23 protein-coding genes are annotated in these 19185 nt (G+C 61.7%); 17 read left to right on the top strand and 6 right to left on the bottom strand.

All coding sequences use genetic code 11. The features are described 5' to 3' along the window. Positions 1-322 precede the first annotated feature (322 nt). From J3P73_RS07960 to J3P73_RS07935, 6 genes are all read left to right on the top strand, one after another. Positions 323-586 (top strand): hypothetical protein, encoded by a 264-nt coding sequence (locus tag J3P73_RS07960; protein ID WP_026170811.1) that lies wholly within the window; start codon positions 323-325, stop codon positions 584-586. Next, on the top strand, positions 583-918 hold the full coding sequence (locus J3P73_RS07955) for a hypothetical protein (RefSeq protein WP_018070945.1): 336 nt from the start codon (positions 583-585) through the stop codon (positions 916-918). The genes J3P73_RS07960 and J3P73_RS07955 overlap by 4 nt, the downstream gene beginning before the upstream one ends. After that, positions 915-1244: a hypothetical protein gene (locus J3P73_RS07950; protein WP_018070944.1), complete on the top strand. Its 330-nt coding sequence runs from the start codon at positions 915-917 to the stop codon at positions 1242-1244. The genes J3P73_RS07955 and J3P73_RS07950 overlap by 4 nt, the downstream gene beginning before the upstream one ends. Next, entirely contained in the window at positions 1235-1510 is a 276-nt protein-coding gene (locus J3P73_RS07945) for a DUF1488 family protein (RefSeq protein WP_018070943.1), read from the top strand. The genes J3P73_RS07950 and J3P73_RS07945 overlap by 10 nt, the downstream gene beginning before the upstream one ends. Before the next feature lie 27 nt (positions 1511-1537). Further along, entirely contained in the window at positions 1538-2380 is an 843-nt protein-coding gene (locus J3P73_RS07940) for a transglutaminase-like domain-containing protein (protein ID WP_018070942.1), read from the top strand. A 604-nt stretch (positions 2381-2984) separates the two neighbouring features. Then, positions 2985-3365: a VOC family protein gene (locus J3P73_RS07935; protein ID WP_207579858.1), complete on the top strand. Its 381-nt coding sequence runs from the start codon at positions 2985-2987 to the stop codon at positions 3363-3365. 127 nt (positions 3366-3492) lie between these two features. Here the strand turns inward: J3P73_RS07935 and J3P73_RS07930 are convergent, their stop codons facing one another. After that, positions 3493-4455, bottom strand: coding sequence for a LysR family transcriptional regulator (locus tag J3P73_RS07930; protein ID WP_024322841.1), 963 nt, complete (start codon positions 4453-4455; stop codon positions 3493-3495). A 123-nt stretch (positions 4456-4578) separates the two neighbouring features. On the opposite strand from J3P73_RS07930, the gene J3P73_RS07925 reads away from it, so the two are divergent. The 5 genes from J3P73_RS07925 to J3P73_RS07905 all read left to right on the top strand — a co-directional run bounded on the left by J3P73_RS07925 (position 4579) and on the right by J3P73_RS07905 (position 8859). After that, entirely contained in the window at positions 4579-5979 is a 1401-nt protein-coding gene (locus tag J3P73_RS07925) for an MFS transporter (RefSeq protein ID WP_207579857.1), read from the top strand. A 95-nt stretch (positions 5980-6074) separates the two neighbouring features. Continuing rightward, complete coding sequence (locus J3P73_RS07920; RefSeq protein ID WP_018070937.1) at positions 6075-6488, top strand: hypothetical protein; 414 nt, start codon at positions 6075-6077, stop codon at positions 6486-6488. Between the two features lie 95 nt (positions 6489-6583). After that, entirely contained in the window at positions 6584-6916 is a 333-nt protein-coding gene (locus J3P73_RS07915; protein WP_018070936.1) for a hypothetical protein, read from the top strand. A 426-nt stretch (positions 6917-7342) separates the two neighbouring features. Next, complete coding sequence (locus J3P73_RS07910; protein ID WP_003546677.1) at positions 7343-7486, top strand: hypothetical protein; 144 nt, start codon at positions 7343-7345, stop codon at positions 7484-7486. Between the two features lie 302 nt (positions 7487-7788). After that, a complete protein-coding gene (locus J3P73_RS07905; RefSeq protein ID WP_174826964.1) occupies positions 7789-8859 on the top strand; it encodes a fatty acid desaturase in 1071 nt (356 codons plus the stop codon). Between the two features lie 76 nt (positions 8860-8935). On the opposite strand, the gene J3P73_RS07900 is transcribed toward J3P73_RS07905, so the two are convergent. Then, the gene (locus J3P73_RS07900; RefSeq protein WP_130717074.1) at positions 8936-9850 is read right to left on the bottom strand and encodes an SDR family oxidoreductase; all 915 of its coding nucleotides are present in this window, start codon (positions 9848-9850) and stop codon (positions 8936-8938) included. A 208-nt stretch (positions 9851-10058) separates the two neighbouring features. Between J3P73_RS07900 and J3P73_RS07895 the strand changes: the two genes are divergently transcribed. Then, the gene (locus J3P73_RS07895) at positions 10059-10619 is read left to right on the top strand and encodes a TetR family transcriptional regulator (protein WP_130655027.1); all 561 of its coding nucleotides are present in this window, start codon (positions 10059-10061) and stop codon (positions 10617-10619) included. Positions 10620-10699: 80 nt separating this feature from the next. Here the strand turns inward: J3P73_RS07895 and J3P73_RS07890 are convergent, their stop codons facing one another. Continuing rightward, positions 10700-11173, bottom strand: a complete 474-nt coding sequence (locus J3P73_RS07890; RefSeq protein ID WP_024322835.1) for a YcgN family cysteine cluster protein — start codon at positions 11171-11173, stop codon at positions 10700-10702. Between the two features lie 203 nt (positions 11174-11376). Here J3P73_RS07890 and J3P73_RS07885 point away from each other — a divergent pair, with 203 nt between their 5' ends. The 3 genes from J3P73_RS07885 to J3P73_RS07875 all read left to right on the top strand — a co-directional run bounded on the left by J3P73_RS07885 (position 11377) and on the right by J3P73_RS07875 (position 14888). Then, positions 11377-13587 (top strand): transglycosylase domain-containing protein, encoded by a 2211-nt coding sequence (locus tag J3P73_RS07885; protein WP_207579856.1) that lies wholly within the window; start codon positions 11377-11379, stop codon positions 13585-13587. A gap of 172 nt (positions 13588-13759) precedes the next feature. After that, positions 13760-14347 (top strand): DUF1214 domain-containing protein, encoded by a 588-nt coding sequence (locus J3P73_RS07880; RefSeq protein WP_130655025.1) that lies wholly within the window; start codon positions 13760-13762, stop codon positions 14345-14347. Beyond that, positions 14340-14888 (top strand): DUF1254 domain-containing protein, encoded by a 549-nt coding sequence (locus J3P73_RS07875; protein WP_012756667.1) that lies wholly within the window; start codon positions 14340-14342, stop codon positions 14886-14888. Before J3P73_RS07880 ends, J3P73_RS07875 begins: the two co-directional genes overlap by 8 nt. A 13-nt stretch (positions 14889-14901) precedes the next feature. Here J3P73_RS07875 and J3P73_RS07870 read toward each other — a convergent pair whose 3' ends face one another. After that, a complete protein-coding gene (locus J3P73_RS07870; RefSeq protein WP_003546657.1) occupies positions 14902-15069 on the bottom strand; it encodes a hypothetical protein in 168 nt (55 codons plus the stop codon). A gap of 541 nt (positions 15070-15610) precedes the next feature. Between J3P73_RS07870 and J3P73_RS07865 the strand changes: the two genes are divergently transcribed. Next, positions 15611-15817, top strand: coding sequence for a hypothetical protein (locus J3P73_RS07865; protein ID WP_018070928.1), 207 nt, complete (start codon positions 15611-15613; stop codon positions 15815-15817). Between the two features lie 247 nt (positions 15818-16064). Next, a complete protein-coding gene (locus J3P73_RS07860) occupies positions 16065-17114 on the top strand; it encodes a DUF2336 domain-containing protein (protein ID WP_018070927.1) in 1050 nt (349 codons plus the stop codon). A 68-nt stretch (positions 17115-17182) separates the two neighbouring features. Here J3P73_RS07860 and J3P73_RS07855 read toward each other — a convergent pair whose 3' ends face one another. After that, positions 17183-17530, bottom strand: coding sequence for a DUF1491 family protein (locus J3P73_RS07855; protein WP_026170809.1), 348 nt, complete (start codon positions 17528-17530; stop codon positions 17183-17185). Between the two features lie 165 nt (positions 17531-17695). Further along, positions 17696-19144 carry a methyl-accepting chemotaxis protein gene (locus J3P73_RS07850; protein ID WP_130771271.1) on the bottom strand — a complete coding sequence of 483 codons (1449 nt, stop codon included), beginning with the start codon at positions 19142-19144 and terminating at the stop codon, positions 17696-17698. Between the last annotated feature and the right edge of the window lie 41 nt (positions 19145-19185).

Raw genomic sequence — 19185 nt, 5'->3', positions numbered from 1 at the left:
ATTTTATTTAGCATATCGTGACCTTAATTTAGCGTTTTTTATAGATAAATCCGAATTATCTTGATTTGAACTCAATCAAGGCGCAATGATAGGCCTCGTCGATTTGGCCGACTTGGCTTCGCGGTGTCAGAGACCTACGACCCGCCATCACCACTGAATTCTCGATAGCGAATGTATGACGTCGTTCCGGCGTTCATTTCGCCTGTTCCGATCCGGAATGAGCTTGGCGCTGACCGCGGATGTACCGGCAGCCTCGAGTTCGTCCGGCTCGGATCTCAACGATACAGGAACGCTTCAGTGTATTCCTGCGGAGGCCTCAGCCGTGACAAGTCGCACCACAGAAACCGTCGTCCGTTTTTCATCTCCATTCCGCCTGCCCGGTTTCGACGGGGCGCAGCCAGCCGGAGAATACCGCGTCGATTATGACGAGGAATTGATCGATAGCGTTTCCAGGCTTGCCTGGCGACGGGTCGGCGCCTTCATCCACTTGCCGGCGATCGCCGCGCAGAGTTCGACGCAGCAGATGATGCCTGTCCACCTGTCAGATCTCGAAACCGCGCTCGAAAAGGACCACAAACTGTCATGACCGCTACGCGCATCCCGCAACGCAATGGACGCTCGATCCGACGCGAGGCAGCAACACATATCTTCAAGGTGGGGCAGACCGTCCGGGTGAAGGACGGGTTCCTGGTCGTTCCCTCCAAGCTCCCCGAGACATACCGCATTACCGCTACGCTGCCTCTGAGAGGAAATGTGCTGCAATACCGCATCCGCAGTGACGATGAACGTCATGAGCGGGTCGCGACGGAAGACAGCCTGGAACTGGTAAACCTATCGCCCGCCGGCAGCGGCGCAACACTGATCGAGAGGACGTTTGGCCATGGCCACGGCCCGAATGACGAAAGGTTGACATCGTGAACAGCCATGAAGACGAAGCCGAACGAAGACGGAATGCCTTTGCCGTCGGCACATGGGAAGACAAATGTGGCGCGTCCGGTCGCTACTCCATGGAGATCGAACACGACCGCCGGATCGAATCCGCCCGTTCGTCGACCGTCTATCGTGTCTCAGCAGGCGTTCCAGTGCTCGCCGACCATGCCATGACCGGCAAGAGCCGTTCGGAGGCCGGGAAAGACATGATGTCCTTCAATCTTCTCAACATAGGATACCGGAAGGAATGGCTCAGGCTGTCGGACGCCGCTCGGAGTGCTCGTGAGACCCCGCCGGTTCAACCGTGGCGCTAGCCTTCCTGAACCAAAGCCGTAGCTTCGATGCGGCGAGAAATGCTGTGCGCTTCGTCGGCCATGACGGCATGTTCCAGGTGTTGTTCTTCATCGAGGTTGGCGCTCTGGCGAAATCCGACACCGCATTGCAAAGAACCGGGCCTTCGGAAACGAATTGGCTTTCGTTATTCGACGCCCTGCGCAACTCCATTCAGGACGTGGCACACAAAGCCTATTCCTACCGCCGCCGCGCTTTCTATACTCTAACTGCGGCGGATTTCCGCTAGGCGGATCCGGACGCGCGAGAACGCTCCATGTTGATCCGTTACGGCTATGAAATTACGCTGACCTGCCCGCAGCCGACCGCATTGGTATGCCTGTTGTCGGTTCATGATGATCGTGCGGCCGACATCAGAATTCCGGAAACGGTCTTCACCACGCCCGATGTTCCCACATCGACTTATCGCGACCTCTTCGGCAACCGCTGTCTCCGGCTGATTGCCCCGGCGGGCGACCTGACCATATGGGGCGATGCGACGATCGAAGACGACGGCAAACCCGACAGGTCGCTGCCAGGCGCCAGGGAACTCCCGGTTTCGGAATTGCCGGATGATTGCCTCGTCTACCTGATGGGCAGCCGCTATTGCGAGACGGATCGTCTCAGTCAAATTGCGTGGGATATGTTCGGCACCGTCTCACCGGGCTGGGGCCGCGTTCAGGCGATCTGCGACTTCGTTCACGGCCATATCCAATTCGACTACATGCAGGCGCGATCGACGCGGACAGCCTTCGAGGCGTTTCACGAACGTGTCGGCGTCTGTCGCGACTTTGCGCATCTCGCAGTGGCGTTGTGCCGTTGCCTCAACATTCCTGCCCGATATATCAACGGCCATCTCGGCGACATCGGTATTCCGGTCGTCGATCCGATGGACTTCAGCGCCTGGATCGAGGTCTTCCTGGACGGTGCATGGCATACATTCGATCCGCGCAACAATACGCCGCGGATTGGTCGTATCATCGTCGCACGCGGGCGCGACGCCGCCGACATACCGCTCATCAATTCCTTCGGTCCGCATGTGCTGAAGGCGTTTCGAGTCTGGACCTATGAGGTGACGAACCTGCAACAGATGCAAAGCGTCGCCGGGGGCGCTGTTTAGAACGAGACCCGGGCGGATGCGCGGCAATGTCCAGCCTCAGGCTTTGCCGCAGGCGCCTGCAGTCGGCGGACTGCCTGTCCCACAGTAGCTCCTGGCCGAACTGCGCCCTCCCCCAAAATCACGTGACAGCGTTGCTCGCCTTGTCTTAACTAGCACATTGCCGGTTCAGGGCCGACTCGCACCGAAAGCCGGTGCGGATGTCTTCGAGTGGAGGGCCACTTCTCGCTCGGTCTCAAAAACATAATGATCGGCCGGAGATCGATCCCGGCGTGCCGGTCCGCGTTGCCGACCGCTCCGGGCCGCTTGGGCTTGCGCTGAAAAGCGGCAATTTCGGCGCCCCCGATTTCTTCGCCAAGGCGCTGGGCAGGATCGCCGGCCATGAATGATCCGCACCCACGATACGGGCCCCTTCGTTGACTTAAAGCGCGTCGCAATCTTTCAGATTCGCTCCTAGCGCTTTAAGTCTTTGTTTTGCGCATGTCGTTGTCGCAAAATCGCTGTAGACTTTTGCTCGACATGATCTGGTTGAAAGATGTTGGCGTCGAGCCATCTTGGGTGTGAGCAATCCTTCGGGGATTAGCGGAAGATAGGGAGTTCGCAGTTGATGTTGGATCATATCTCCATCGGCGTAAAAGACCTCGAAAGAGCTCGCCGTTTCTACGATGCGGCGCTGGCGCCGCTCGGATATGAGCGCCTGTCCAATTCCGACACCATGATCGGCTACGGCCCGGAAAGGGTCGGGCTCTGGGTGATGCAGGTCGAACAGCCCGTGGTTGCCGACATGCGATCCGGGCTGCATTTCTGCTTCGTCGCGCCTGATGAGGCCGCGGTCGATGCCTTTCACGCGGCGGCCGTCGCATCCGGCGGCACGGATAATGGTGAACCGGGTGTGCGGCCGGATTATGGGCAATTCTATTACGCCGCCTTCATCATCGACCCGGACGGCTACCGCCTCGAAGCGTATTTTCACAAAGGCGAGCTGTAACCGGCCGCCCTAACCTTTTGTTTTCACGCAATTCCGGACCGCTGCGCAGTTTTGCTGGAATTTGCGCTGTCTTTTGTTCTGCGCAATTCCGGACGCAAAACCGCTGTGCACTTCTGCTGGAATTGCTTTAGGCCGCGGCTCTCGAGATCGATACGCAGCAGCCGGAGGCTTCGAGCGCCTGGCTGGCGACGTCGAGGAACAGGCGACGGAACCAGCGCGCCCGGCCGTCGGCCTGGTCGACGCGGCGATAGAGCATGGTTACGGGATCGGCCGGCAGCGAAAGCGGCGGCTCGCAAATCGTCAGCCCATGCAACTGCGCCATGCAGCGGCCGATCGACTCCGGCACGGTGGCGATGGCCGGCATGGCCCGCAGCGCCGTCGGCAAGGCGGAAAAGCGCGGTACCGTCGCCACCACCTGTCTGACGTGGCCGGTGCGGCTCAGCGCGATGTCGATGCTGGTCGCGGCATTGCCTTCGAACGAGACCGTGACATGCGCGACATTGGCAAAATCCTTGAGGCTCAGCGGCGCCTTTAGCCGGAGTTGAGCTTCGTCATAAATGCAGATCGAGGCCTGGTCGAACAGCGGCGCACGAATGTGCCAGGAGGCCGGTTCGTCGTGCACGGAGACGCTGAAGTCGAAGACGCCCTCGTCCAACCGGCGCGCGGCATCGCGTTTCTCGGAGGCGACGCCGATCAGCCGGGCGCCGGGTGAAAGCTGAAGAAGACGGGCGGCAAGCGGGCCGAAGAAGGCCGATTCGAGATTGTCACACATGCCGATGCGGAACTCGCCCTGCCAGCTTGCCGGATCGAATTCGGCCTGCGGGCGGATGGCGCGCTCGATGCCCGACAGCGCATCCTCGATCGCCGGGGCGATGGAAAGAGCGCGCGGCGTCGGCTGCAGGCCGCGGCCGACACGCACGAACAATTCGTCGTCCAGCGCCTCGCGCAGGCGCCGCAAAGCGGCCGACAGGCCGGGTTGGCCGAGCAGCAGCCGTTCGGCGGCACGACTGACGTTGCGCTCCTGCATCAGCACTGAAAAGGCCAGCAGGAGATTGAGGTCGATCTTGCGAAGCGTGACATCATTCATCATCATCAGTAATACCTGGCATGGCTACTATCAATTTGCAATAGGAAAGGAAGCTGTACATTTTCTCGTTCCCTGCCGCCCGGCAACCTCCCCCGATGAGGCGGCAGCAAAGAAGGAACGATTTCGATGACTCTTTCAAAATCGCCAAGCGGGGCGGGGCTGGCATTGCTGCTGCTCTGCGCCGCCAATTTTCTCGACGCCATGGACGTCTCCACCATCGGCGTTGCCTTGCCTGCCATCCAGGCCGAACTCGGCATGGAGGCGACATCGCTGCAATGGGCCGTCAGCGCCTATGTGCTCGGCTATGGCGGCTTCCTGCTGCTCGGCGGCCGGGTCGCCGACGTCTTCGGCCATCGCCGCGTCTTCCTCTGGTCGCTGGCGATCTTTGCCGCCGCCAGCATCGCCGGCGGTTTCGTCGATAGCGGGCCGACACTGATCGCCGCCCGCTTGATCAAGGGCATTGCCGCCGCCTTCACGGCGCCAGCGGCCCTTGCGCTGCTGCTCTCCGTCTTCGGCGAGGGAACCGCACGGGCAAAGGCGCTCGGTGTCTTCTCCTCCACCGGCGCCGCCGGCTTCGTGCTCGGCATGGTGCTCGGCGGTGCCGCGACGATCTTCAGCTGGCGGGCGACGCTCGTCATGGGCGCGCCCGTCGCCATCCTGACGCTCGTTGTGGCGCCGCTGGTGCTGCCCGCCGACCCGAAAAGGGCGGGACCGAGACCTGCCTTCGACTGGGCCGGCGCGCTGACGATTACGCCCGGCCTGTTGCTCTTCGTCTTCGGCATCACCAATGCCGCGGCCGCCGGCTGGCAGGCGTTCCCGACCTGGGGTTCGCTCGCCGCGTCGCTGGTGCTGATCCTGCTCTTCCTCGTGGTCGAAGCGCGCCATGCCGATCCGATGGTGCCGCTCGGCATGTTCCGCCGCGCCAAGCTCCGGCATGCCAATGCGATCGCCGCCCTCTTCCAGGGTGCCTATGTCGGCTTCCAGTTTCTGGCGACGCTCTACTATCAGAACGTCATCGGCTGGTCGGCCTTCACGACGGGCTTCTGCTTCGCCCTCGGCGGTGTCTTCGTGATGTTCCTGGCGCCACGTTTTGCGACGGTCGCGCAAAATCGCGGTGCTACCCGGCTGATGGCAGTGGGTGTCGGCCTGCAGGCCTTCAGCTACATCTTCTGGGTGACCGCACTCGGACATGTCGATCCGATCCTGCTCGTCGTGTTCTCGCAGATCCCGCTCGGCCTCGGTTACGCCCTGACCTACCCCTCGGTGCAGGTTGCGGCCCTTTCCGATGTGGAGGATGACAAGGCGGGGCTCGCCTCCGGGCTACTCTTCGCCTCCTTCCAGATCGGCGGCGGCATCGTGCTTGCGGCCGCCTCGGCGGTCTTCGCCGCCGCACCGCATTTCGGCTGGAACCCCTATGTCGCCGGCATCGCTTTCGTGGCATCGCTTGCGGTGGCGATCACGCTGCTTGCAGCCGCCGGTCCGCGGCCATCGGCCGCCCGGAGGCCTACCTATCAAGCGGCGGAATGATCCTCACAGCCCGCACTCTGACCGGTGCGGGCTGCTCATGAACCGGAGCTAAATCTGCGGCAAGAATCCCGTTGCGTTGCCTGGGCGAAAGGCGCATGGTCGCAACTTCGGCAGCCATTGAACGGGCGCTGCCGACTGAGGATCTTGGTATCCTCGCCCCGATGAAAGGAGGACCGATGTCTTCCACTTCCGAAAAATCGCATCTGACCTCATCCGATCTCGACATGCTTCAGGGCGTGCTCGACGACGCCGGTTACGACGCCAGAATCCTGATCGACGACGAAAGGGTCTTCAACGTCGCGGCCGTGCTGCTGATCAGGCTGTTCGAGGAGGGCGTCACCTCTCCGGCCCTGCTCTCGCTGGCGCTCGAACACCATTTCGGCAAGCTGAAGACGCCGCCGAAACCGGTAACCCCCGTCTTTAACCGATATGCGATACAAGGATTGCCCCGCGAAGACGCGCCGGCAAGAGCGCCGCGGGTCTTTTCAGACGCGCTAAGGACGCTCTAACACTTTGAGTTTGCGCGTAATCCATTCGGAAATCGATTCCGATTTCGGGGTTATGCGCTAGCGGCAAGCGAGCCGCTCGGCTCCGAAGGATTATTGTGCGGAAAACCCTCTTGCTTTGTATCTGCGTCGCAGCGGCCGGTTATTTCGGATGGGTGCAGTTCGGGGCTTACCAACAACGGCAGCAAGCTAGGGATTTTGCCGACATCGACAGGGAGCGCCGGGTGGCGCTCCTGGAAATCGATGGCTGCCAGGCGCAAGTGGATATGCTTTTGTCGATGACAGACCGCCTGCTCAAGGCCGGCGGCATGCTGGTACCGCTCGATATCGGACGGGACATAGAACTCTGTTTGGCCCGCGGCATCATGTCGACATCGGGCCGATCGGAGATGGAAAGAACGAAGCTGATCCGCCTGTTTCCCTTAGAATAGGATGTCGTCCGAAAACCGCTGACACTTTTCGGCATCATGCTCTTGCGGATTGAACCCTGTGGAAATATGGCTTTCCTGCGGCGGTGGCCTTAATGGCGACTCAATTTTACGCTAAGAGGATGGCTCGCTGATTTGGCCGATGCGGCATTTGCGGTGACCGGAGTTCCGGCCCGCCATTTTCCCGATCGCGAAAGCATGGTGACGTCCCGTCTCAACGTCGGGTTTGGCTTTCGGTGACCTCTCCGGTCATCCGCCTCCAGACTGCGATGCGGTTTCAGCAGGCATCATTTTCATTCCATCCCTGCGGCCCGGTGTTGTCGGGTTGCCCCTCATGACGATCCCGCGATCTCTGATCGCGACCGACAAGCGGGGCGAATACCACGCAGGCTGCGGCTTTCAATTTCGATCTAAAGGGAGATTTTATCGATGGCAAAAGGACAAGTAAGAAGCAATCGCGAGGTCCGGAAGCCGAAGAAGGACAAGCAGGCAGCGAAGGTGGAAAGCACATTCGCCAATCAGATGAAGACGGCGACCAAAACCGCCCCGCAGGGCAGTGCTCCAAAGAAATAGAACCTCTTATCGAGCCCCCGCTCCGCCCCCGTGCGCATAACAGCGCAAGTGATAGCGCGTCTTGTCGAACGCGCCGCGCTCCGGCGTGACACCATCACCCATTGACATGTTTTCAGAAAAACAGGAATTGCTGCAACCATGACCACTCTTCATACGATGTACCACTTCGACTATCCGCTCTTCCTCATTCGCTCGGCCGTGGTGATTGCACTCGGCTTTTCGGCGATCGTCGCCTTTCACGGCGTCACTCTGTGATCGAATCTGCGCGCCGCAGCGAGTGCGAGGAAATCCAAGTGGCCCCTTTGGGCGAGCCCGGCGACAACCCGGAGCGATCCGAAAACCCGGATCGATCCGCAGAGCAAGCCGAGCTTTTCGCTGAAAAACGCTGGCTGAAAATCCTTGCCGGATATCGCCAGCCACGAGCCGGACGCAGCGCTTTCGAGCTTGTCGTCACCGTCGTCCCTTTCGCGCTGTTCTGGGCTACCGCATGGGCAGCGGTTCATTACAGCTTCTGGCCCGGCCTGATCCTCGTCCTTCCCGCCGCCGCCTTCCTGCTCCGGCTGTTCATGATCCAGCATGATTGCGGCCACGGCTCGTTTTTCGCCCGTCGCCGCGTCGACGACTGGGTTGGACGCACGATCGGCATCCTGACGCTGACGCCCTACGACTATTGGCGCCGGGCGCATGCGGAACACCACGCCTCGGCTGGAAACCTGGACGAACGCGGCGTTGGCGACATCGAAACGCTGACGATCGCCGAATATAACGCGCTGTCGCGCTGGGGCCGGCTCGGCTACCGGCTCTACCGGCACCCGATCGTGATGTTCGGGATCGGACCGGCATGGCTGTTCCTCTTCAAGCAGCGCCTGCCTTTCGGCATGATGCGCTCCGGCGCCCTGCCCTGGGTCTCGACCATGGCGACCAATCTTGCCATCGCACTGGTCGCCGCGCTGCTGATCTGGGCGGTCGGGATCGTCCCCTTTTTACTGGTGCATCTGCCGACCGTTCTTCTGGCAGGTGCTGCCGGCGTCTGGTTGTTCTATGTGCAGCATCAATTCGAGGAAACACATTGGTCGAAGAAGCCGGACTGGCAGTTCCAGCATGCGGCCCTCCACGGTGCCTCGCATTACGACCTGCCGCCAGTGCTGCGCTGGATCACCGGCAATATCGGCATCCACCACGTGCATCATCTGTCGAGCCGGGTGCCCTACTACCGGCTGCCGGAGGTGCTGCGAGACCATCCTGAGCTTGCCGATATGGGCCGCATCACGCTCATGGAAAGCCTGCGTTGCGTCAAGCTGGTGCTGTGGGACGAACAGACGAAGCGACTGGTCTCGTTTCGCGACGCAGCGCGCCTCGCCGCCGCCCGGTAACGGGCTCGAGAGCGGTTTAGACGACATCATGCTCCAATTCAGATTTTAGGCCGATCCGGCCTAAAATCATGCTGCTCTAGCGATAACCCGTTACGTCAGCCGGTCTGCCGGGCTCCTGCACTTCCACCATGTAGCGCCAGCAATCCGGCCGCGAACCGTCGATATCGTCGAAACCATAGGTCTTTGCGATTGCGCCGCTCGATAGCGACTGGCCGTTCCAGCGGGCGCGGTCGGGATCGGCGGCGATGGCCGCAACGGCCCGGCCGACGAAGCGCGGGGTTTCGGAAATGGCGAAATGCGGCTGTACCTTGGTCGCCTCGCGCCAGTTCTCCTCGCGAACACCGTAGGCATCCAGCATCATTTCGGAACGCAGCCAGCCAGGCGTGATCGAAACGGCGGTGGCGCCGTGTTTTTCCAAATCTTGCGCATGCGCCCAGGCCATGCGGGTGACACTCGTTTTGACGAGGTCGTAAAAGGGCGAAAGCCGGTAATGCGTGGCATTGTAATCAGCCGTGCCGTCGGTCATCTCCACCAGCAGCCCGCCGGGCCGCTCGATCATCAGCGGCAGGGCGTAATGGGCGGTAATCAGATGCGTCTCGATGCCGAGCCGCAGCATGCGCAGGCCGTTGTCCAGCGAATGCTCCCAGACTGATTTGTCCCATTCGAACAGTTTCTCGCCGCCCCAGATGTCGTTGACGAGAATATCGAGCCGGCCGGCCTCGCCGCGGATGCGGGCGACCAGCGCCTCGACCTGTTCCTCGACGAGGTGGTCCACTTGCACGGCAATGCCCCTGCCGCCTGCTGACGTCACCAACTCGGCCGTCTCCTCGATCGTCTCCGGTCTCATATATTCGGATTGCTGAGCGCGCGTCGTGCGCCCCGTCACGTAAACGGTGGCGCCGGCGGCGCCGAGTTCCACTGCGATGCCGCGGCCGGCGCCGCGCGTAGCACCCGCCACCAAGGCCACTTTCTCCCGCAAGTTCGCTGTCACTTCTCCATCCTCCACGCTAGAACGGCCTTTACGCCGTCATGGAAACCGCCCGGGTTTATCTCTTTGTTTTTACGCAATTCCCGGCAAAACCGCTTCGCGCTTTGCCTGGGAAAACCGCTTCCCACTTCTCCTGGAATTGCTTCAGCTGGCGCTCCTTGTATATAAACGAATGATCGTTTACAATGACGGCGAATGCAAGGGAAATTTCATGCCGCGCCGCCGCACACTTTCCGATGAACAGCTTCTCGCCATGGTGCTGGCGCTGATTCAGGCCGAGGGGCCGGATGCGGCGACCTTTGCGGCGGTGGCGAAAGCAAGCGGCCTTTCCGGCTCGACGCTGGTGCAGCGTTTCGCGACGAAAGCGGCGATGCTGCGCGCCGCGCTGCTTTACGCCTGGGACAGGCTGGATGCGGAAACGGCGCGGCTTGCCGGGACGGTGCCGAAAACGCCGGAAGGCGCCATCGCGCTGCTCGTCGGCTTGTCGCAGGATTACGGCGACAATGCCGCCGCCTATGGTGAGGGGCTGCTGGTGCTTCGCGAGGATTTCCGCGATCCGGTGCTACGCGCCCGAGGGGCCGCCTGGGGAACAGCACTGACAGCGGCGATCGCTCGGTGTTTCGGATCGGCGACCGCGCCGGAAACGATCGCCCGGCTGATGCTGTCGCAATGGCAGGGCTCGCTCATCTGGTGGGGTTTTGGCGCAGAGGGTCCGGTGGATAGCTATGTGGAGACGGAGCTTCGGCGCTTCCTCGCGGCAATAAAGCCCTGAGCCCGCCTAGAGCATGATGCCGAAAAGTGTCAGCGGTTTTCGGACGACATCATGCTCTAACTATTTAAAATCATCCTGTTCTAGGCTTCCTCATCGTCCTTCTCGCCCACGGTCAGCGGCCAGTCGACCACATAGTCCTCGAGATCGTCGATATCGATTTCATTTTCGTTGATCGTGCGGCCTCGCGCAGAAATACCGGCGGCATGGACGGTCTCCGGGTCACCGGAGACGAGCGGGTGCCACCAGTAGAGGTCGTGGCCTTCATTGATCAGCCGGTAGCCGCAGGTCGGCGGCAGCCAGGCGATATCGGGCACGTTCTCCTTCGTCAGTTGCACGCAATCCGGCACGAAATCCCAACGGTTCTCATAGCTCGAGCAGCGACAGCTTTCGCCGTCGAGCAGCTTGCAGCTGACCGAGGTGAAATAGATATCGCCGCTATCCCATTCCTCGATCTTGTTGAGGCAACAGAGACCGCAGCCGTCGCAGAGGCTTTCCCACTCGGCGGCGGTCATCTCGGCAAGCGTCTTGCTCTTCCAGAAGGGCAGATCGTTCATCGTCGTTTCATGCAACAGCGGCCCGCAAATTCGCGTGACCCTCATGCATCTCTCTTGTTATCGGCCGCAAAATCAATCAATCCTTCAGTATACTCCTGGTACTCGGAGAATTCTCTCCTGGTATCGGAGAGATTTGCGGCCATATGCGGGCCTCGCGCTTTCGTCGGATATGACCGAAGCGCGATCAGGCGGGAATACAGGACGTGCAGGATCCGGACAACCCAGGAAATGGGCCAGGAAATGGGCCCGAAAACGGGCCAGAAAAAAGGCCCGGAAAAGCGGCGAACGAGGCGGCGGACAAGCGGCCGGCGAAGAGCCGTCACCTTCTGCTGCGCATCGATTCCTGGATCGATTCGACCGTCTGGAACGCCGGCTTCCGCGCCGCCGAGATCTGGGAAGACATCACCATCTTCTTCCGCCGCTTCCGCGTGCGCGGCTGGAAGCGCATGGTCTTCGAACTTGCCGGCGAAGGGCTGACGCTCGGGGCGGCCGGCTCCGTGCTGATGCTGCTGCTTGCCCAGCCCGCCTTCGAGGCGACCAAGGAGGACTGGCGCAACCGCGGCGATTTCGCCGTCACCTTCACCGACCGCTACGGCAACGTCATCGGCCATCGCGGCGTGATCCACCAGAATTCCGTGCCGATCGACGAACTGCCGGATTCGCTGATCAAATCGGTGATCGCCACCGAGGACCGGCGCTTCTTCGACCATTTCGGTATCGATTTCATCGGCCTCTTCCGCGCCATGAGCGAGAATGCGCGCGCCGGCGAAGTCGTGCAGGGCGGCTCGACGCTGACGCAGCAGCTCGCCAAGAACCTGTTCCTGTCCAATGAACGCTCGATCGACCGCAAGGTCACCGAGGCGTTCCTGGCATTGTGGCTCGAGGCGAACCTTTCCAAGAAGGAAATCCTCTCCACCTATCTCGACCGCGCCTATATGGGCGGCGGCACTTTTGGCGCGGCTGCGGCGGCACAGTTCTATTTCGGCAAGAACATCACCGACGTGAACCTTGCCGAATCCGCCATGCTCGCCGGCCTGTTCAAGGCGCCGGCCAAATATGCGCCGCATGTCAACTTGCCGGCGGCGCGTGCACGCGCCAACGAGGTGCTGACCAATCTCGTCCAAAGCGGGCTGATGACCGAGGGTCAGGTGATCGCCGCCAGGCGCAACCCTGCCACCGTCGTCGATCGCAACGAGGTGGAATCGCCCGATTTCTTTCTCGACTGGGCCTTCGACGAGGTGCAGCGGCTTTCACCGCGTTTCCACCAGCATTCGCTGATCGTGCGCACGACGATCGACATGGGCATCCAGCAGGCGGCCGAGGATTCGGTCGAGACGTCGCTGCGCGAATATGGCGAAGCCTATCACGCCAAGCAGGGCGCGATGGTGATGATCGAAAACGGCGGCGCCGTGCGCGCCATGGTCGGCGGCCGGGACTACGGCGAGAGCCAGTTCAACCGCGCCACCAGGGCGCTCCGTCAGCCGGGATCCTCCTTCAAGGTCTACACTTATTCAGTGGCGATGGAGAGCGGGATGACGCCGCAGACGACGATCGTCGACGCGCCGATCTCCTGGGGCAATTGGAGCCCGCACAATTATGCGAACCGCTATGCCGGCCGCATCACGCTTGAGACCGCGATCGCCCAGTCGATCAACACCGTGCCGGTGCGGCTCGCCAAGGAAAAACTCGGTATTCAGCCGATCCGGGCGATGGCCAAGAACCTCGGCGTCGAAACGCCGATCCGCGATGACGTCACCATCCCGATCGGCACGTCCGAGGTGACGGTGCTCGACCAGGCGACGGCCTATGCCACCTTCCCAGCCGGCGGCTACCAGTCGCGCCGCCACGGCATCACCCAGATCCTCGATTACGACGGCGACGTGCTCTACGATTTCGACCATGACGAACCGGCGCCGAAACGCGTGCTGTCCGAACAGGCCGACGCCTATATGAACCAGATGTTGTCGCGTGTTCCCTATGTCGGCACGGCGCGCAAGGCCGCACTCGACAACGGCATCCTGACGGCCGGCAAGACCGGCACGACCCAAGCCTATCGCGACGCCTGGTTCGTCGGGTTCACCGGCAATTACACCTGCGCCGTCTGGTTCGGCAATGACGACTACACCTCGACCAACGAGATGACCGGCGGCTCGCTGCCGGCGATGACCTTCAAGCGTGCCATGGACTACGCCCATCAGGGCGTCACGTTGCGCGCCATCCCCGGCGTCGACCCCCCCCTGCCTTCGGAAAAGGATCTCGCCAAGACCGCTGCCGCCAAGCCGCAGGACGGATTGCCGCAGCTTATCCGGCCGCGCATGCTCTCGGTTCAATCGACTGACATCCTCAAGAAGCTCGGCGAAAAGCTGAAGGATGCCGCCCCGCTCGCGCCGGCGAAGGTGGCGAGCGCGGAGTAGTCACGCGCCGATCCCGAAATCAGCATCCATCCGCATCGATGCATCGGCCTGAATGCCGCTGCCGCATACGGCATGACCGTGGATCAATCGGCCTCTATGGCACGGCTTGGCATTCCACCCTGCCAGAATCAGTGGTAACCCTTTCATCCGATATGGTTTCCAAGGTCATGACGTGTTTCGATTTCCCCTTTTTATCGCGATCACGCTGATCGTCGCCTTTGGCGGCGGGATCATGATTTCGCTTTATGCGCTGGATGCGACACAGGGCTTTGGGGCGATCAAGCTCGGCGCCTGGGAGGCCTTTCCGGCGTTGCAGACGGTCGAGGCCGATCCTTATGCCAAGTCGCACCGGGCACGCGCCGGCAAGCTGCTCTACGGCAGCGCCGAGGGCCTGACCTTCACGGCGAGCGTCGACGACGACGGCGCGCGGCTGAATGCCGGCTGCCGCTACCGCATTAGCGGGCAGACACCGCCTGCCCGGCTCTGGACCCTTTTTACCGCCGACAATGGCGGCAATCCGGCGGCGGTGACGACCGGGCATCCCTCAGCGCTGAATTCCTGGACGGTGCTGCGCCAGCAAGACAGCAGCTTCTCGATCGACATATCCGCCGTCGCGCAGCCGGGCAACTGGCTGGCCTTGCCACGGGCCGGCACCTTCCGGCTGGTGCTGACGCTGTTCGACACACCGACCGCCGGCAGTTCCGGCGTGATCGACCTCGCCATGCCGAAGCTCACCAAGACCGGATGCGGCAATGCTTAGGATATTCTTCGCCGTCCTGACCGGCCTTTTCGGCGCAGCCCTGCTGCATCTCGTCATCATCCTGTCGCTGCCGCATTTCACCGGCAGGGATGCGGCGACCCGCGTGGAGGCGGAGGGCGATCTCAACAATTTCTACCTGCTCGGCAACCAGTATGACGAGGCAGGCCTTGCCAATGGCGACCCCTTCCTGCGCACCGCCGTCTGCTCCTTCGATGTCGAGGATGCACCGGTGCATTTCACTGCCAAGGGCAATGTGCCCTTCTGGTCGATCGCGATCTATGACAGCGCCTCCAACGAGGTCTTCAGCATGAACGACAGGACGTCGGTCGGCGGTGCGCTCGATGTGCTGGCCGGCAGTCCGATCCAGCTGACCGACCTGCGCAAAAACCTGCCACAGGAGCTGCAGCAGGCGATCCTGGTGGAAATGGCACGGCCGGACGGTTATGCCGTGCTGCGGACGCTGGCGCCGCAGGCGAGCTTCGATGAGGCCGCGCGCAACTTCCTGACGGAAGCCGGCTGCGAGCAATTCGCCGCTCGCTGAGGTTGAAAAGCGCTTACTTCTTGTTGACGCGCGGCGCGGGCGCCGGACGATGTTTCGGGCTCTCGGCCAACCGCTCGTAGCGGACGCCGGTGAACCAGAGGATCTTGGCTTCGCGGGGCTCCTTGTCCGGGCGACGCGGCGCCCGCGGCCGCCGATCCGCCAATGCGACTACTATTGCCATTCTCGTCTCCATGCACTGCCCGAGACGGATGAACTTGCGATGGATTTCACCCTGCCCGCCAATGTGCGAGCCGGCGCGTCCTGCAGTGCCGGGATAACCGGACCGAGGGCATTCGCGCCTTTCCCACGGCACCTGATTGAAATACCGTGATGCGGAGTTTCAACGATCCAACTGCTCAAATCGCGTCGTTCCTATCCGAATTGAGACACATGACAGTTAACAGTTTACTAATGTTCGGTAGATGCCAAATACAGTTCACCTCACTTCCCCTTTAACGCTCGAAGAGTTGATTTGGTTTCACGCCGCCCGCGCAAAGGCCCGGATGGGGATCGGCGCGTAAAATTAGAAACAATTCATATAGTTGGCATTGACGCGGCAATCTGCCTGCCAGAAAAGGGGCGATGTTGCAAAAATGCCGCATGAAAATATTTAATTGCGAGGCGCTCAGATGCGCGTATGTTCGCTCATGTCGATCACACGTTTCCGGGCACCGATCGATCGGGAATCTTCCTCGCTCTTGCCGGAATGCGGAGGGTAAACGGTGTCTTTGCTGGTGAATTCATCTTTCTCGCCTGAGGATCTCGACGTTCTGCGCAGTGCTCTCGATGCCTGGTGCGCGGAACGGCACATCGACATCAAGAGCGTCGAGGCGCAGTTCGCCGCATCAGCAGCACTCGACCTCTATCAGGCCGGTCACGACAGCCGCGAAAAGCTGCTGCACGCGCTGCGCGATCACAGGATCGCCTAAACTTTCCACCATCACTTCGGCGATGAGCAATCCTCAGAGCGCCCTTCCAAACCGTGCATTTTTATATTGCCGGCTAACCATGCCTGGACACGCTAAGCGTGTATATTTCTGTTGCTTTTTAATAAAATCTTCAGCATGCATTAACCCTACCGGTGTAGGATTTGTTCATAACCGTATGGCCTGACATGCGTTCCGCCAGCGCATATCGGCCCATGGTCCCCTTGTTCTGCGTTTTCGGGGTGTTTTTGTGCGTGACCGGTTTCGAGACCTAGAAGGCCCCTTGGCCGTCAGGAAAAAGGACGTGGTGTTAATGGCGACTGTCAGCAGTTTCGAGAACCTGTCTCATCCGACACGGTCCGAACTGCGCCAATTTGCCGAACTTTTCATGCCGCTGTTCCAAGCCTCCTCCGACGAGGCCAAGCGCCAGGCGGTCGCAGCGCTGTCCCAATGCGAGAACATGCCGGCAGCCGTAGCACTGTTTATCGGCAACCAGCCGATCGAGATCGCAGCCCCTTTTCTTGCCGCCTCCAAGGCAATCGCCGACGATACGCTGATTACCATCGCGCGCATGCAGGGTGCAGCGCATGTCAAGGCGATCGTCAGCCGCGATTCACTCTCGCCAAAGGTCATCGATGCGCTGGTGGCGCTGCGCCAGAGCCAGCCGCGGCCCGCGGGCGCATCGGCGCCGATCATGGAATCGCCAGCGGTCCCGCTTTCGCCAGCGCCGGCCGAGACCAACGAGGCGGATGCGCTGGAAGAACAGCGGGTTGCCAATGAAGAGGCGTTGCGCGAACGTATCCTCGGGCTTGCCGGTCATCTCGGCCGTGCCGACGAAGACAGGCTCGGTCTGCGCACGCTCACCGACATTCAAGAGGCGCTGCTGGTGCGCTTCGCGCGCTCACGCGAGGCAACGCATTTCGCAACAGCACTTGCCGATGCGCTTTCCGCCAGCCGCTGGCTTGCCGAGCGCATCATGCTCGACCTTTCCGGCCAGCAGCTTGCCACTACACTGACGAGCCTCGGCATGGGCTTTCTCGATGCCGTCTTCGTGCTCGAAAGGCTCTATCCGCACCTTGCCGAACAGCAGCACAACGTCACGCGGGGCTGGATGGTGCTCGATGCGCTCGACCCGGAAGAATGCCACGAACGCGTCGAAGCCTGGCGGCGTGCCGATCGCTACACCTACAGGCACGACGTGCCCAATGTGCCTGCACCTCAGGAAACGCCCAACCACCGCTTCATCCGCCAGGCGCCGCCGCAGCGCGACATGCGCATCATGGGACGGCGGTCTCGCTGAGCCGCGGGCTGACCTTGCCACATATCAGCGGTTTGAAATGGCGCTGACCTGACGGCTGCCTCCGGCCGTCATCCGCTGTCCCTGACAAGGGGGATCATATCCCCCAGTTCATCCGCCTCCAGCTCGACGATCCAGAGATCGGGATCGAATTTGCGTTCGCGCTCCAGCATCGCGCGCACCGCTTCCGGTTCGCTGCGCAACAGGCGGATCTCGAACAGGCGGTCGCCGGCCTGGCCTTCGTCGAAAGCGGTCTGCGGCGCCGGCGCATAGAGCGTTTCCAGGCCGTCGCGGAAGTGCTGACGGATGAAGATCGCACCCGCTTCCTCCGCACCCTTCTTCTCGACGGCGGCGAAATCGCCGCTGGCGAAGACGCGGCGCAGCAGGGCTGAAACGAAGATGTCGGCGCGTAATCTCATCGGTGCGGTATAAAGCATGTCGCGCAAAAGTGTGTAGCGGTTTTGCGATAACGGCATGCGGGAAAATAAGGACTTAGAGCGCGAGGAGCGAATCTGAAAGATTGCGATGCGCTAGCCCCGGAGCGCCGGTGGCGGCAATGCAGGGTCAGAGCTTGACCCCAGGGGTCAGACCTTGATTGCCAGCCGCAATCCTCCCCAATGCCGTCCCCGGACGGTGATCGGAGCGGAGATATCCTTCATCATCACGAAATTACCGCCACCCATGTCGCGCCTGTAGGTCTGGACGAGGAAGGGCGCGGTGCTGCGGCCGGCGGCAAGGCCGACGCGATCGGCGAAGATGCGGCGATTGCGGCAATTGGCGGTGTTCCAGACGCTGTCGCCAGGTCGCTGGGCTTGCGAGAATTTCCGGTTGTGGGTCGGCAGATAGCCGTTCTCGTCGATCGCCGCGCAGAAGGCGATGCGCTCGTCCAAGGCTGTGACGGGTTCCTGGATCGGCGGCAGCAGGCGGTCGGCGAGTTCGGTGAAGGCTGCCATCACCTGTGCCGGATCGGTGCCCTGTATCGGCCGATACCGTCGGTCGAAGAGAGCATCGAGCCCGATCTGCCCTTCCGCGACGGCGCGCTCGAAGGCGCCGGAAATCTGCCTTGCCACCGACTGCGCTTCCTCGATCCAACGGCTGTCGGCGGTCTTGACGCCGGCACTCGCCGTCAGCTGGATCAGGGTTTCCGAGAGGCCGACGACGCTGTCGACGCGTTTTGCCGCCTGCTGCAGCCTGATATTCGAGCCGGCGACCTCGGCCGACATCTCGCCGAGTTTCTCGACGAAGCCAGCGCATTGCTGGTCGACCGCCTCGGTGGTGTTGGCCATGACAGTCGAACTGTCGAGGATGCGGGTGATGACATGTTCCATGTTTTCGAAGGCGCCGCGCATCGCTTCCGACTTGTCACGCACGCCTGCGGCACTGTCGCGCGCATCGCTGCCGACGGCCGACAGCCGGTCGATCTTCACCCGCAGCTCGTCGAGCGTCTGCTGGATGGAACCGGTCGCCTTCGAGGTCTGCAGCGATAGCGCCCGGACTTCGGTGGCGACGACGGCGAAACCCTTGCCCGCATCGCCGGCGCGTGCCGCCTCGATCGCGGCGTTCAGCGCCAGCAAGTTGGTCTGGCGGGCGATGGTGCTGATCTCCTCGGCGATATTGTCGACATCGGCAAGCGACTTGGAGAAGCCGGCGATCTCAGCGCCGATCTCGTTGGAGGACTGGACCATGTGGCCGATCTCGACGACGGAGCCGGTCAGGCGGTCGGCCGATTCTTTCAGCATGTGGCGGGCCTCGGCCGCCGTGCGGTCGGTCTCGCGCAGCGATGCGGCGACCGAGCGATTGGTCTCGGCAATCGACAGTGCAGTGCGAGTGACATGATCGAAGGCGGAGGCATGCCGGGCCGACATCCCCGCCATGTCCTGGATGGCGCCGGCGATATCGACGAGATCGATGCCAAGCGTGGAGGCTTCTTCGGCAAGACGCTGCAGGATGTGGCGCAGCGCCTCGGGATCGGGGCCTCCCGCTTTGACCGCCGGTTCTCCGGCCAGATCGTCTATCGCCTTCAGCGCATGCATGCCCGACGCTCCCCCGTCCCAATCAGAAAAGCTTCAGGCAA

It is taken from the genome of Rhizobium ruizarguesonis, from assembly GCF_017357285.1.
Taxonomy (GTDB): domain Bacteria; phylum Pseudomonadota; class Alphaproteobacteria; order Rhizobiales; family Rhizobiaceae; genus Rhizobium; species Rhizobium ruizarguesonis.
This window is presented reverse-complemented; position numbering and strand designations above follow the sequence as displayed.

Excerpts from the sequence above, each read along its gene's own strand:
- J3P73_RS07890 (WP_024322835.1), bottom strand. The coding sequence starts at position 11,173 with ATGAACGATCTGCCCTTCTGGAAGAGCAAGACGCTTGCCGAGATGACC.
- J3P73_RS07875 (WP_012756667.1), top strand. The coding sequence starts at position 14,340 with ATGCTTAGGATATTCTTCGCCGTCCTGACCGGCCTTTTCGGCGCAGCC.
- J3P73_RS07855 (WP_026170809.1), bottom strand. The coding sequence starts at position 17,530 with ATGAGATTACGCGCCGACATCTTCGTTTCAGCCCTGCTGCGCCGCGTC.
- J3P73_RS07955 (WP_018070945.1), top strand. The coding sequence starts at position 583 with ATGACCGCTACGCGCATCCCGCAACGCAATGGACGCTCGATCCGACGC.
- J3P73_RS07935 (WP_207579858.1), top strand. The coding sequence starts at position 2,985 with ATGTTGGATCATATCTCCATCGGCGTAAAAGACCTCGAAAGAGCTCGC.
- J3P73_RS07920 (WP_018070937.1), top strand. The coding sequence starts at position 6,075 with ATGGTCGCAACTTCGGCAGCCATTGAACGGGCGCTGCCGACTGAGGAT.
- J3P73_RS07940 (WP_018070942.1), top strand. The coding sequence starts at position 1,538 with ATGTTGATCCGTTACGGCTATGAAATTACGCTGACCTGCCCGCAGCCG.
- J3P73_RS07925 (WP_207579857.1), top strand. The coding sequence starts at position 4,579 with ATGACTCTTTCAAAATCGCCAAGCGGGGCGGGGCTGGCATTGCTGCTG.
- J3P73_RS07850 (WP_130771271.1), bottom strand. The coding sequence starts at position 19,144 with ATGCATGCGCTGAAGGCGATAGACGATCTGGCCGGAGAACCGGCGGTC.
- J3P73_RS07930 (WP_024322841.1), bottom strand. The coding sequence starts at position 4,455 with ATGATGAATGATGTCACGCTTCGCAAGATCGACCTCAATCTCCTGCTG.
- J3P73_RS07910 (WP_003546677.1), top strand. The coding sequence starts at position 7,343 with ATGGCAAAAGGACAAGTAAGAAGCAATCGCGAGGTCCGGAAGCCGAAG.
- J3P73_RS07895 (WP_130655027.1), top strand. The coding sequence starts at position 10,059 with ATGCCGCGCCGCCGCACACTTTCCGATGAACAGCTTCTCGCCATGGTG.
- J3P73_RS07870 (WP_003546657.1), bottom strand. The coding sequence starts at position 15,069 with ATGGCAATAGTAGTCGCATTGGCGGATCGGCGGCCGCGGGCGCCGCGT.